At 46.9% G+C, this 13,271-nt stretch carries 11 protein-coding genes and 1 riboswitch; of the genes, 7 read left to right on the forward strand and 4 right to left on the reverse strand.

Annotation, left to right across the window (positions count from 1 at the left end):
• Positions 1–58: 58 nt before the first annotated feature.
• The 7 genes from cobM to thiC all read left to right on the forward strand — a co-directional run bounded on the left by cobM (position 59) and on the right by thiC (position 9,147).
• Positions 59–1,840 carry a precorrin-4 C(11)-methyltransferase gene (gene cobM, locus E5342_RS17680; RefSeq protein WP_135959967.1) on the forward strand — a complete coding sequence of 594 codons (1,782 nt, stop codon included), beginning with the start codon at positions 59–61 and terminating at the stop codon, positions 1,838–1,840.
• Positions 1,840–3,663 carry a cobalt-precorrin-5B (C(1))-methyltransferase CbiD gene (gene cbiD, locus E5342_RS17685; protein WP_121737191.1) on the forward strand — a complete coding sequence of 608 codons (1,824 nt, stop codon included), beginning with the start codon at positions 1,840–1,842 and terminating at the stop codon, positions 3,661–3,663. Before cobM ends, cbiD begins: the two co-directional genes overlap by 1 nt.
• A 152-nt stretch (positions 3,664–3,815) precedes the next feature.
• Positions 3,816–5,045, forward strand: coding sequence for a BamA/TamA family outer membrane protein (locus E5342_RS17690; RefSeq protein ID WP_005862328.1), 1,230 nt, complete (start codon positions 3,816–3,818; stop codon positions 5,043–5,045).
• Between the two features lie 144 nt (positions 5,046–5,189).
• Positions 5,190–5,287, forward strand: a riboswitch (TPP riboswitch).
• Entirely contained in the window at positions 5,282–6,130 is an 849-nt protein-coding gene (gene thiD / locus E5342_RS17695; protein WP_121737190.1) for a bifunctional hydroxymethylpyrimidine kinase/phosphomethylpyrimidine kinase, read from the forward strand. It overlaps the preceding riboswitch by 6 nt.
• The gene (locus E5342_RS17700) at positions 6,123–6,719 is read left to right on the forward strand and encodes a thiamine phosphate synthase (RefSeq protein ID WP_121737189.1); all 597 of its coding nucleotides are present in this window, start codon (positions 6,123–6,125) and stop codon (positions 6,717–6,719) included. The genes thiD and E5342_RS17700 overlap by 8 nt, the downstream gene beginning before the upstream one ends.
• Positions 6,710–7,438: a thiamine phosphate synthase gene (locus E5342_RS17705; RefSeq protein WP_121737188.1), complete on the forward strand. Its 729-nt coding sequence runs from the start codon at positions 6,710–6,712 to the stop codon at positions 7,436–7,438. Before E5342_RS17700 ends, E5342_RS17705 begins: the two co-directional genes overlap by 10 nt.
• Before the next feature lie 11 nt (positions 7,439–7,449).
• The gene (gene thiC / locus E5342_RS17710) at positions 7,450–9,147 is read left to right on the forward strand and encodes a phosphomethylpyrimidine synthase ThiC (RefSeq protein WP_135959968.1); all 1,698 of its coding nucleotides are present in this window, start codon (positions 7,450–7,452) and stop codon (positions 9,145–9,147) included.
• A gap of 40 nt (positions 9,148–9,187) precedes the next feature.
• On the opposite strand, the gene E5342_RS17715 is transcribed toward thiC, so the two are convergent.
• The 4 genes from E5342_RS17715 to E5342_RS17730 all read right to left on the reverse strand — a co-directional run bounded on the left by E5342_RS17715 (position 9,188) and on the right by E5342_RS17730 (position 13,016).
• On the reverse strand, positions 9,188–10,024 hold the full coding sequence (locus E5342_RS17715) for a patatin-like phospholipase family protein (protein WP_121737194.1): 837 nt from the start codon (positions 10,022–10,024) through the stop codon (positions 9,188–9,190).
• Positions 10,025–10,123: 99 nt separating this feature from the next.
• On the reverse strand, positions 10,124–11,122 hold the full coding sequence (locus E5342_RS17720; protein ID WP_121737186.1) for a 2-hydroxyacid dehydrogenase: 999 nt from the start codon (positions 11,120–11,122) through the stop codon (positions 10,124–10,126).
• A 44-nt stretch (positions 11,123–11,166) separates the two neighbouring features.
• Entirely contained in the window at positions 11,167–12,342 is a 1,176-nt protein-coding gene (locus E5342_RS17725; protein WP_135959969.1) for a sensor histidine kinase, read from the reverse strand.
• Positions 12,339–13,016 carry a response regulator transcription factor gene (locus E5342_RS17730; RefSeq protein WP_121737193.1) on the reverse strand — a complete coding sequence of 226 codons (678 nt, stop codon included), beginning with the start codon at positions 13,014–13,016 and terminating at the stop codon, positions 12,339–12,341. The genes E5342_RS17725 and E5342_RS17730 overlap by 4 nt, the downstream gene beginning before the upstream one ends.
• Positions 13,017–13,271 lie beyond the last annotated feature (255 nt).

Here is a 13,271-nt window from a genome sequence, read left to right on the forward strand (position 1 = left end):
CACGACTGAATATTAACTTTAGCCATTATGCTGCTTAATTTTGATTAGTTACTTAGTTATGAATACAATATCAATTATTCCAATATCCGATAGCAGCCGGGTGCTTGCTGAGCGAATTCTTGCTTCTTATCCTGAGGCGAAGATCTTACCATTCGGCTCTTTCTCAAAAGAGGTTTTTCACGAATCCAGTAGTTTGGTATTTATTGGAGCGATGGGAATTTGCGTACGCAGTATCGCTCCCTTCGCGGAAGATAAACATACCGATCCGGCCGTGGTTTGTATAGATAGTACCGGCAAATACGTGATTCCTGTTTTATCCGGACATATCGGTGGAGCGAACGATCTTTCCAAAGAGTTAGCGAACCTATTAGGAGCCGAAGCGATTATTACGACACAAAGCGACAACGCAAACCTATGGGCGCTCGATACATTAGGGAAGAAATACGATTGGACCTTGATCGCCAAAGATAGCAATGCCGCCATCTCCACTTTTGTCAATGGAAAACCGACAGCGCTACTCCTTGATATACGAGATAAAGGAACGGATTATTTGGAGCGTACGGTCCCGTCTCATGTCTCTATCTTTTATTCCTTCGAGGCGATACCGCAGCAAGACTATGAGTTATTGATGATCGTCAGTCCCCAACAATACGATACATCCATCCCTACGATCACCTATATACCGAAAGTCCTCCACCTAGGAATGGGTTGCCGCAAGGATATGCAAGGCGATCCTACGGTCGTTTACGAACATATTAAAGATGTATTGCGTGATAAACGCCTGTATCCGGAGGCCTTGGCGGATGTAAATACAATCGATTTGAAGAAATGCGAACCGGTGCTGACATTACTGGCTTATGGAGTTATGGAATGCCCTTTCCACACCTATACATCGGAGGAGCTGAAAGATATCCCGGTACCCAATCCCTCGGAGAAGGTACTGGAGGTAACCGAATCCCCAAGTGTATCGGAAGCTTCCGCCATTTATGCGGCTCATGGCGGTCCGCTTTTGGTCGAGAAGCAAAAAGCGGATTTAGGAAAAGGAAATGAATATACCTTTGCCGTAGCGTTAGATCGGACGGCCTGCCGCAAGGGACATATCGAGATCGTAGGAGCCGGTCCCGGCGATCCGGACTTAATCTCTATCCGCGGACGGCAAATGTTGGAGAAAGCGGATTTGATCCTGTATGCAGGAAGCCTCGTCCCGAAAGAACTTACCTTATGCGCGAAGGCAGGCGCTACGGTGCGAAGCTCGGCGGATATGAATCTGGAAGAACAGTTTGCGTTGATGAAAGAGTTTTATGATAAAGGATTGTTTGTCGTTCGTTTGCACACGGGCGATCCTTGCATCTATGGAGCTATTCAAGAGCAAATGAATTACTTTGATCAATACGGGATGGATTATCATATCACTCCGGGTATTTCCTCTTTCCAAGCCGCCGCCGCCGCTCTTTATTCCCAGTTCACGATTCCGGAGAAAGTACAAACGATCATCCTCACTCGTGGCGAAGGACGTACGCCCATGCCTGAGAAAGAGCAACTGCACAAACTGGCTCAAAGCCAAAGTACGATGTGTATCTTCTTAAGCGCCGGTGTCGTAGAGAAGGTACAAGAGGAATTATCGCGACATTACGCTCCAACCACTCCGGTAGCCGCTTGCTATAAATTGACATGGAAAGATGAGCGGATCTACCGTGGGCAACTGAAAGATCTCGCGAAAATCGTAAAAGAGAATCATCTTACACTGACAACATTACTTGTCGTCGGGGATGCCATCGATAACCGCAAGGGCCTATCTCGCTTATATGCGGATGAATTCAAACATCTTTTCCGTAAGTAATGATACTGATTCTTGGAGGAACGACAGAAGGCCGTGTGGCTGTGCGGGTAGCGGACGAGGCAGCCGCTACCTATTACTATTCTACGAAAGGAACTTTGCAATCCATTGAATGCGCTCATGGAATCCGTTTGACCGGAGCCATGAATGCGGAGGAAATGGAGTGTTTTTGTCGTGACCACGCAATTAAGCTATTGATCGATGCGGCACACCCTTTCGCTCAAGTGTTGCACCAAACGATCGAAAAAGTATCGAAATGTTTACAGATTCCGGTGATCCGTTACGAACGTCGGTATCCACCTCGTGATGAGGACTTGATTTGGTGCGATAGTTATGCAGACGCAATTCACCAAATGGAAAACAAAGGTATCCAACGGCTACTTGCCCTCAGTGGCGTGAACACCCTTGCCCCGCTCCGCCCTTATTGGCGATCGCATACCACTTGGTTCCGTATATTGGAGCGGGAGGAATCTTTGTCGTTGGCCGAAAAGCAGGGCTTCCCCCAAGAACGTTTGGTTTTCTATCGAGAAGGCGAGGATGAGTTAAAGTTGTTGGAGCAACTCCATCCGGACGCCATCTTGACAAAGGAAAGTGGTTTCTCCGGCTATTTTATGGATAAAGTGAACGCTGCCCGCCAATTCGGAATACCAGTATTTGTCGTGAAGCGTCCCACATTACCGGAAACTTTCTACCGAGTGTATGGTGAAGACGGATTGCGCAAACAAATCGAACGCCTATTACCCGAATTCTTTCCCTTGAAAAGCGGATATACGACCGGAGCTTGTGCTACCGCTGCCGCAAAAGCCGCTTTATTGGCCTTATTATCAAGGAAGGAACAAACAGAAAGCCAGATAACATTACCCTCGGGAGAACAGATAACGTTACCGGTAGCCTATACCGAATGGGCCGGGTGTTCCGCCACCTGTACCGTGATCAAGGAGTCTGGGGATGATCCGGACGTGACGAATCATAGCCGGATCCGGGTTACTGTTCAATTATCTCCCGAAGCGTCCGGTTGTGACGATACGGAAAGAGTCATCTTCCAAGCAGGTGAAGGAGTCGGAACCGTGAGCCTTCCGGGACTCGGCTTGAAAGTCGGCGGCCCGGCTATAAACGCCACGCCCCGTAAGATGATCCGGCAAGAGCTGATTCCACTCCTGCCCTCACCCGATTCCGTCGCTATTGTCACGGTCTCGGTTCCCGGTGGCGAGGAGTTGGCGAAACGTACCTTCAATCCGAAACTTGGAATTATCGGGGGAATCTCTATTATCGGGACATCCGGAATCGTGCGTCCTTTCTCATCGGATGCTTTTATCGCCTCGATACGGAAAGAAGCCAGTGTCGCCAAAGCGATAGGTTGCGAGACGTTGGTTATTAATTCCGGGGCGAAGAGTGAACGCTACCTTCGGAGCTTATACGCTTCTTTGCCTCCACAATCATTCGTCCATTACGGGAACTTTATCGGAGAGACGCTAAAGATCGCTGCCGATTTAGGTTTCAAGCAGGTTATCTTAGGTATCATGATCGGCAAGGCGGTGAAACTTGCGGAAGGTTTCCTAGATACACACAGCAAAAAAGTCGTCATGAACAAAGGCTTCCTTCAAGATGTAGCGAAAGAAGCGAAATGCGAGGAGGCGACCGTAGATGCAATCAATCGGATTACGTTGGCCCGTGAATTATGGGAGCTTCTTACGGAAAAAGATCAAAATCGTTTCTTCCCATTACTTTTACAAAAATGTAAATCGTATTGCGCTCCTATCCTTCCCGACGGCGAACTAACCTTGCTGTTAATATCCGAAGAGGGCAAGGTCTTATACCAATCTTAGCTGTAGAGACGCAGCACGCATGCTACGTCTTTACACCCCCCAGACTGTAATAGCATTTCTTTTTAGCTGTTTATTCTTTTTTATTAGGGATTCTTTAAGAATACATATTAGGAGGATTTCGTACTTTTGCCCTCTAAATATTGATTAAAATAATGTTTAGATATCTTTTAATTTATATGGCCTGCCTTCTATTCGCCTTTTCCGTAAAGGCGCAAGGTATTTCCAATGACACGATTCCGAAAGAAGTGCTGATGCTGGACGGTAAGCCTATGACCGAAAAGCAAATACAACGTTATCATAAACAATTACATAAAGACTCCATACGGGCCAACAAAAGGATCTGGTGGTCTATCCTTGGCGGACCGTCTTACACGCCGGAAGCCTCCTTTGGCGTAGGTGGCGCGGTTTTGGCTAGCTTTCGCTTAAACAAGAATGATACGATATCCCAACGATCGTTTATCCCTGCGGGATTTAACATTACCTTAAACGGGACGTTCGTTTTTGCCGGTGCCGGTACCTTATTCTTCAACGAGAATCGCTTCCGTATTTATATCAGTTACGGTTATCGGAACGAACCTTCGCATTATTTCGGGAAAGGCTATGAGACGATCGAGCAAATCGAGAAGAGCGACTCGACAACGAAATTCCATAAGAGTTCTTTCCAACTATATCCCCGTTTCGTATGGGAAGTTAGGCCTCATTTATATACGGGTCCTCTTTTTGATATTAATTTCAGCAAATCAGATGATATTAACCCGGTGATGGCCGAAGATCCTTATTTCAATAAGTTCAAACGAGATTATGTCAATATCGGTGTAGGCGGCTTGATTCAATACGATACACGAAATGACGTGGCGACCCCAAGTTCCGGTATGTTACTAAGCGCGATCGCTAAAGTATATGGAAAGTATTTAGGCGGTGCATATAATTATGAGATGTTCGAGCTGGAATACCGCCAGTTCCAGCAAGTATTTCGTCCTCGTAGCACCTTGGCATGGATCGCCAAGACACAAATCGGTGTGGGAAACGTTCCTTTTACGGAGCTTCCTTCGTTTGGCTCTCCTTTCGATCTTCGCGGATACTATTGGGGCAAGTACCGTGACAAGACCATGGCGTATGGGATTCTGGAGTATCGTCATATGTTCGGCAGCGTGGAGAAATATAAGAGCGGTAATTTCTGGGCGAAGTGTGGTTTTGTTGGCTGGGTCGGCACGGGTACGATCGGAAACGCTCCTATCGTAGACTGGAATAAATGGAAGTTCAACTACGGCGTAGGCTTACGTATCCAAATGCAACCCGGCAAGAACTTCCGCCTAGACGTAGGCAAAGACCCGAACCAAAAAGGAATGGCAGTTTATATGAATATGACGGAAGCCTTCTAAAACCAGAAGGCTTCTTATGCTGGTTTTAGATCGATATCCTCTCTTACTGATAGCGATATTCAGCAGTGCCGCCCACGTGTACGGCTATTAAATGATCGTTTAAAAGCCGGAAATATCCTAATATCGATTTTTTTCACTAAGTTTGCGTTGTCGAAGGGGTGCCATACTATATGGGCTGAGATCATACCCTTACTACTTGATGCGGGTAATGCCGCCGTAAGAAAAACGAATGTTAGATGAATAAAAAAGAAACGTACCGTTATCCGGTAGCTTTAACGATCGCTGGCTCTGATAGTGGCGGTGGTGCCGGAATACAAGCGGATATTAAGACTTTTTCCTCGCTGGGTGTTTTTGGAGCCTCGGCGATAACGGCTATAACCGCTCAAAACACACAGGAAGTACGAGGAATCCAAGCAGTCTCTCCCGAGATTTTAAGAGGACAAATCGAAGCCATTCTTGAGGATTTCATTGTAGATGCCATAAAAATAGGGATGCTACATAACAAGAATGCCGTAAAGGTTGTATCTGAGACTTTACCTTCCTTTCAACGGACTTCTATCATTTTAGATCCAGTGATGATATCTACGAGTGGAAGTAAATTATTGGAGGATGACGCCATCCGAACCATCATTGATGAGCTATTCCCTAAAGCAACACTGTTTACTCCGAATATTCCCGAGACGGAATATCTTTCCGGTATAAAAATCAATAACGAGGCGGATATCTTACTTGCTGCCCGGAAATTGCAGGAAAAAGGATGTAACGCCATATTGATCAAAGGGGGGCATATCCCCGGAGTAGAAACGGTGGATCGGCTATTTATCAATGAAGATGCTCCGATTTGTCTGGTTTCGCCAACGGTGGATACCTTTAATACCCATGGAACGGGTTGTACGCTATCGTCTGCCATCGCTGCTTATACGGCACTCGGCCATTCATTAGTGGAAGCCGTACGATTAGCCAAGGAATATATGAACAATGCGCTCATTCACGGGGCAAATGTATGTATGGGAAAAGGACACGGACCTGTAAACCACTTCTTTTCACCCTCTGCCCTTCATAAAATCCGATGGAATCATGAATAAGCTGGTCGTAATTACTACACCTTATTTTTTCGCGGATGAAGCTTCTTTGATCGAACTTCTATTCGCAGAAGGAATGTCTCGTTTACATCTACGTAAACCGGATTGTAAGCGTGACGAATTGGAGGGGTTATTGGATAAAATCTCTTCGGCTTATTACGACAGGATCGTTCTTCATGATTGGTTTACCTTGGCAGAAGAAAGGGCTTTAGGAGGAGTCCATTTGAACAAGAGGAACCCGGAAGCTCCACCTTTATATAAAGGTAGTATAAGTCGTTCTTGCCATAGTCTGGAAGAGATTATCGAGTATAAACCGGTATGCGACTATGTATTCCTTAGCCCGATCTTTCAGAGTATATCCAAAGAAGGATATGGTAGCGGATTCTCCTTAGATGGATTGCGAAACGTGAAGGGCATCATCGATGATAAGGTGATTGCCTTGGGAGGAATCTGCCCGCAGACAATAACGAAATTAAAAGATATCCCCTTCGGCGGTGTTGCCGTTCTCGGGGCCCTTTGGGGAAACGATCCCTCCCTTCTTGTTGCGGATCAACTCATAAAACAATTCAAACGATTACAAGTATGGCCTTAAATTATTATTTCGGATATGACGAGAATGGAAGAGTCGGTCGGAGAACAACCGGATTACGCCCTCCTTTTGGTGAGAGTAACCGCTTGATGTTTATAACGCATCGTACGCCTAAATATACAGAATGCGACGAGGTACGCATGGCAATCCAAGGAGGGTGCTCATGGATACAGTTGCGCATGAAGGATGGAATTTATGATGGTACCGTACGTAAATGTGCCATTATCTGTGCGGACGAATGTGAGCGAATAGTGGATCTATGCGTAAACGATGATCTGGAAGCTGCCGTGACATGTGGCGCTACGGCTTGTCATCTGGGTAAGAATGATATGCCCTTGGATATCGCTTGGGAAGTACTGAGAGACAAGTTAGATTCCAATGCCATCTTCTATATCGGGGCTACGGCGAATACCTTTGAGGATATCCGGCTGGCCGTAGAACGAGGCGCCTCATATATCGGACTAGGGCCATATCGCTTTACGGGTACCAAGAAGAATTTGAGTCCCATCTTAGGCTTGGACGGTTATCGTAAAATGATCGCTCAATGCAAGGAGGCTGGCATTGATATTCCTATCTTCGCGATAGGTGGTATTACGCTGGAGGATGTAGGCCCTTTGATGGAGACGGGTATAACCGGAATCGCTGTTTCGGGTGCGATTATCAATGCCTCCGATCCCGTGGAGGAAACCCGCCGGTTTATAGAGGAAATCAATAAGTATTAAACTAAATACATATGGCTACTAAAAAGAGTATGCGTATTTCCTATCCGTCCTCGGAAAAGATTTATGTCCCGGGCGAGATCAATAAGATCAAGGTAGGTATGCGTAAGATTAAATTGTTGGATACGGTAACCATGGATGAGCATGGAGAGCGTATCTTCAAGAAGAACAATCCGGTAATCGTTTATGATACGAGCGGCCCGTATTCCGATCCCAAGATATCGATTGATATCGCTAAAGGACTTCCTCGTATACGGGAGGAGTGGTACGGTAAGCGTAAAGATGTGGTTCAATTGCCGGAATTGACTTCCGCTTATGGTCGTGAGCGATTGGCGGACGCGAGTCTGGATTCTCTCCGTTTTCCCAAGCGACACTTGCCTTTCCGGGCTAAAGAGGGTAAGAATATCACCCAGATGTATTACGCGAAGAAGCGTATTATCACTCCGGAAATGGAGTACGTGGCGATTCGTGAGAACCAGCAAATCGAGGCTTTGGGACTGAAGTCTTATATCACGCCGGAGTTCGTCCGCAAGGAAATCGCCGCCGGTCGCGCGATCATCCCGGCGAATATCAATCATCCGGAAGCCGAGCCGATGATTATCGGTAAGAAGTTCTTGGTAAAGATCAATACCAATATCGGCAACTCCGCTCTTTCCTCCGGTATCGACGAGGAGATCGAGAAGGCGATATGGAGTTGTAAATGGGGCGGAGACACGTTGATGGATCTCTCTACCGGCGATAATATCCATGAGACGCGCGAGTGGATTATCCGTAACTGCCCGGTTCCGATGGGTACGGTTCCTATTTATCAAGCCTTGGAGAAGGTGAATGGCAAGGTAGAGGATCTTTCTTGGGAGATCTATCGGGATACGTTGGTCGAGCAGGCGGAACAGGGCGTGGATTATTTCACGATCCACGCAGGTTTGTTGCGCAAACATGTGGAGCTGACGGAGACTCGCCTGACGGGGATCGTATCCAGAGGCGGATCGATCATGGCCAAATGGATGCAGCTTCATAACGAGGAAAACTTCCTGTACACGCATTTCGCCGAAATCTGCGAGATACTGAAGACATATGACGTGGCTGTCTCTATCGGAGACGGTCTTCGTCCGGGTTCTATCTATGACGCGAACGACGCAGCGCAATTCGCTGAGCTTCACACGATGGGAGAACTGACGAAAATAGCTTGGGAGCAGTTCGTACAAGTGATTATCGAAGGCCCGGGACATGTTCCTATGAATAAGATCCATGAGAATATGAAGGAACAACAGTATGCTTGCCATGGAGCGCCGTTCTATACGTTGGGCCCGTTGACGACCGATATCGCTCCCGGATACGATCATATCACGTCGGCTATTGGTGGTGCGCAAATCGCTTGGCATGGGACGGCTATGATCTGCTACGTCACGCCGAAGGAACATTTGGGATTACCGAATAAGGAAGACGTGCGTAATGGGGTGGTCGCTTATAAGATAGCGGCGCATGCCGCTGACTTGGCGAAAGGGCATCCCGGCGCTCAAGTACGTGATAACGCGTTGAGCAAGGCACGTTTTGATTTCCGCTGGAAAGACCAGTTCAATTTGTCCTTGGACCCGGAAAGGGCTTTACAGTATTATAAGGAGAGTGCTGTTACGGATGGAGAGTACTGTACGATGTGCGGTCCTAATTTCTGCGCTATGCGGTTGAGTAAGGATTTGCAAGGTTGTAAATAAAATACTGTTTTGAGGGGATGAGACGGGGCATGCCCCGTCTCTACAATTGGGTGATTTGTTTTCCGCATTCGTAGCCTTCTTCATATAGTTCTTCCAGTTTCTTTGTGTCGCTTCCGGTACGGCCGACCTTAATTGGGTTTTGCGGACGGATGACGAAAGCTTTTCCTTCGGCCTCCAGTTGGTCTATGTAATCCAAGATCTCGTTGTACCGCCGGTATCGTAGTCGCAACTGTTCCCGGATCGCCGGGTATTTATTATAAATAAAGCCGGGAAGGTAAAAATCTTTTTCTTCTTTCCGATAGCCTTTGTTACGGGTAAGGATGATGACGTTCTTGGAGAAACCGTCGGCGATAGCCCGTCGGATAGGGATGGCGTCGCATACGCCTCCGTCGACCATCGGTATCCCGTCTACATACGTAATCGGGCAAAGGACCGGTAATGTGCAAGAGGCCTTACAGATATCCACCAAACGTTTCTTATCTTTCTTCTCCTCGAAATATTCCGCTTTACCCGTCAAGCAATTGCTCGTGACCATAACGAACCGATCCTTGGACTTGAAATAGGTATCGTAATCCAACGGATAATACAAATCCGGATAGACATAAAACAAGAAATTCAGATCGATATATCCCCTCCCCCGTAAGAAATGACGAAGACCTATGTAATTATATTTCTTCAATAGGTCAATATTACTAAAACGAGAGCGTCCCCGCTGGCGGGAAGCATACGAGATACCGTTACTCGCGCCCGCTGATACTCCGATCGTATAAGGAAACCAAATGTCATGATCCATGAAATAATCCAATACTCCCACCGTAAATATGGCACGCATTCCGCCACCTTCCAACACCAAACCTGTCTGATTGTCTATTTCCATATATACCTCTGAATTAAAAAAGCCATTGCCGGGTTCCCACCAAGCAATGGCCACAAAAATATAATAAATCAGCGATAAATAATAGTTCCTTTTTAGAATTTACTTGGTCACTTCGTTCACTAAGGGACGGCCCTCCTCGAAATCCTTGATATTCCGCAAGGTAGTATCGGCGATATTACGCAGCGCCTCTTTCGTGAAAAACGCTTGATGGGAAGTAACGATCACATTGTTGAAAGAAAGCAGACGGGCCAAGACATCATCATCGATAATCTTATCCGATTTGTCCTCATAGAAATAGTCTCCCTCTTCCTCGTAGACATCCAATCCGGCGGCGGACACTTTCTTGGTCTTCAATCCCTCGATCAAGGCGTTGGTATGGATCAGTAACCCGCGTCCCGTATTGATAATCATTACGCCGTCTTTCATCCTGGCGATCGAATCGTCGTTGATCAGATAACGGGTCTGGTCGGTCAACGGGCAATGCAAGGAAATGATATCGGACTCTTTGTATAACTCGTCTAAAGAGACATAGGTGATCCCTTCCTCCTTGGCGAATTTCTCATCCGGATACAGGTCGTTTGCCAATACACGCATCCCCAATCCTTTTAAGATATGAATCAATATCTTGGCGATCTTGCCGGTACCGATAATACCGGCGGTCTTGCCATGCATATCAAATCCTATCAAGCCATTCAAGGAGAAGTTGCCATCTCTCGTACGCCAGTATGCCCGGTGTATCTTACGGTTTAACGATAACATCAAGGCCAACGTATATTCAGCGACCGCATAGGGTGAGTAGGCCGGTACGCGTACGACCGGTAATTTCCCTCTGGCGGCATTCAAGTCCACATTATTAAAACCGGCGCAACGCAGCGCCAACAGCTTCACTCCATTGGCTACCAAAGCGTCTATTACGGCGGCATCAGCCATGTCGTTCACGAAAATACATACAGCGTCTACCCCTTGGGTCAAAACGACATTATTGACATTCAGATGTCCTTTATAGTAACGAATATCGAATCCGTACCGCTCATTGATCTTATCGAAAGAATCGATGTCATAGGGTTTAGCACCAAAAAACGCGATCTTATATGCCATATAACTTTAGTTTTTTAATATAACTAAATTAAACCCTTGATTGTTCATCCAAAGTCGATTTCCACGCTCGTCCCAATCCCTAGATCAGAAGTAATATTCACCTTGGCCCCATAGGTGTTCAATATGCGTAGCGAGAGGCTTAGCCCGACACCATGCCCGGCGTATTCCCGGGTATTGCTCGCCCTGTAAAAGGGTTGGAAGATTCGTTTCAACTCCTCGGGAGGAATGCCGATACCTCGGTCGGATATGGTCAAGACACTGCCTCGAAGCCGCATCTCTACCGGTTTATCGTCCGAATACTTACAGGCGTTGCTCAAGATATTCTTGATCGCTATCTTCAATAAATAGGGATTGGCACGGATCATATAAGAGAAATTATCCGGGGAGAACGAGATCCGGGCCGAGGAGAACTGCATCAAGAAGTCCGCTAGGAAGATCGTCTCCATCGCGCTTTTCTGGATCTCCTTATCCCCGTGCGACAAGAACAGCAAGTGTTTGATCAATTGTATGATACGGCTTGTCTCCGTAGCGATACGTCTTAATGCCGCTTGGTATTCCTCCGAGGAGCGCTCTTTCAGCAGGCTGATCTCGCATTCGCCTTGAATGGCTGTCAGCGGATTGTTCAATTCATGCGAGGCGTTGCTGATAAACGCTTTCTCGCTTTGGTAAGCAGCGTCGATCCGGTCTACCATCCGGGTCGCATATAGCCTGCCGACAAGATAGATCAATACCGAGCTAACCAATATCAATCCCAGCAACAGCCAGCCGATCCGATGCTGGATATCCATCCCATACTGATTTCCGGAAAGGACAATCACGATGAAATTCCCCTCGTTGTCCGGATAATACAAAGCCGCTCCCATTTGCGTATCGTGCTTGAAGTGAACGATATCCTCTTGGTATAGAGATCGCACCTGCGTGGCGTCCAGATAACGGGACAGCACTTGCCGGGTCTCCAAGCTATCGGCATTCAGCAATATCTCGGTAGCGACGGGAAGGGTTTCCTCGTAACGCTGTTGGATACGGGCATAGCTCTCGTCGTCGGTCTCGTCCTTCTCCCAATGCTTCTGTGCCGTGGCATAGGCTTTTTCCGTCAGGTAAGAATAGTACAGGCGAGAGATATAGCTCGTGGAAACCAAATAGAAGACAAGCGTCACGACGGCTATCACGCCTATGGTAATGGCCGAGTAAAAGAGAGCGATCTTGTTTCCTGTCTTCATGCTTCCATCATATAGCCCACACCCACTACGGTACGGATTAGTTTAGGATCGAAATCCTTGTCTATCTTCGTGCGCAAATAATTCACGTAGACATCAACCACGTTCGTATTGGTATCGAAATCCTTGTCCCAGACATTCTTTAGCAAGTTCATCCGGCTCAAGGCCGTTCCTTGGTTCTGTATGAAATATTCCAAGAGCCTATATTCCTTTACGGTCAAATCGATGACCTGCCCATTCCGTATAGCCCGATGGCTTGGAGGATCTAAGACCAGATCCCCGCACCGGAGAGCCGTATGGACGGATTCGTTTCCCGATCGGCGTAATAACGCCTTTATGCGGGCCTCGAGCTCTTGGAAGCTGAAAGGTTTTACCAGATAATCATCCGCCCCGGCATCCAGCCCGCTAACGATATCCTCGGTGGTCCCCAAGGCGGTCAGCATGATCACGGGGGCATGGTAACCGAACCGTTGCCGGTACTGTTTGCAAAGTTGCAGGCCATTCATCTTCGGCATTATAATATCCAGAATCAGCAATTGGAAATCGTTCTTCTGTGTCAGTTCCCAACCAGCGGCACCGTCATAAGCGACATATACCTCATGCCCGAACTCCCGCAAGCCTCTTTCTATAAAAGAGGCGATGTTTATCTCGTCTTCTACTAATAATATCTTCGCCATTGTATCGTATGTATTAATAAGAATGTCCATCATTAGTAATGCGTACGTAGGGTGATGCTAATCGTTTCACAGAGGTGAAACGTTCTTTTCACGGTTGTGATACGATCGTTTCACCTTTGTGATATGATCTTTTCACAGCCGTGAAAAGATCAGTAAGTATAATCCTTTCGCATAATAACTCCAGTCGCCCTCCCTAATAGTGTCGACGCCAAATGAAAAAGCTAAATAAAATCAGTTGAAAAAGCTAATTAAAAA

This window comes from Parabacteroides distasonis (assembly GCF_004793765.1).
Lineage (GTDB): Bacteria > Bacteroidota > Bacteroidia > Bacteroidales > Tannerellaceae > Parabacteroides > Parabacteroides distasonis_A.

Bases quoted from the DNA above. Each gene is read 5' to 3' on its own strand.
- E5342_RS17715 (WP_121737194.1), bottom strand. From the start codon at position 10,024: ATGGAAATAGACAATCAGACAGGTTTGGTGTTGGAAGGTGGCGGAATG.
- E5342_RS17725 (WP_135959969.1), bottom strand. From the start codon at position 12,342: ATGAAGACAGGAAACAAGATCGCTCTCTTTTACTCGGCCATTACCATA.
- thiC (WP_135959968.1), top strand. From the start codon at position 7,450: ATGGCTACTAAAAAGAGTATGCGTATTTCCTATCCGTCCTCGGAAAAG.
- E5342_RS17730 (WP_121737193.1), bottom strand. From the start codon at position 13,016: ATGGCGAAGATATTATTAGTAGAAGACGAGATAAACATCGCCTCTTTT.
- cbiD (WP_121737191.1), top strand. From the start codon at position 1,840: ATGATACTGATTCTTGGAGGAACGACAGAAGGCCGTGTGGCTGTGCGG.
- cobM (WP_135959967.1), top strand. From the start codon at position 59: ATGAATACAATATCAATTATTCCAATATCCGATAGCAGCCGGGTGCTT.
- E5342_RS17720 (WP_121737186.1), bottom strand. From the start codon at position 11,122: ATGGCATATAAGATCGCGTTTTTTGGTGCTAAACCCTATGACATCGAT.
- E5342_RS17690 (WP_005862328.1), top strand. From the start codon at position 3,816: ATGTTTAGATATCTTTTAATTTATATGGCCTGCCTTCTATTCGCCTTT.
- E5342_RS17700 (WP_121737189.1), top strand. From the start codon at position 6,123: ATGAATAAGCTGGTCGTAATTACTACACCTTATTTTTTCGCGGATGAA.
- thiD (WP_121737190.1), top strand. From the start codon at position 5,282: ATGAATAAAAAAGAAACGTACCGTTATCCGGTAGCTTTAACGATCGCT.
- E5342_RS17705 (WP_121737188.1), top strand. From the start codon at position 6,710: ATGGCCTTAAATTATTATTTCGGATATGACGAGAATGGAAGAGTCGGT.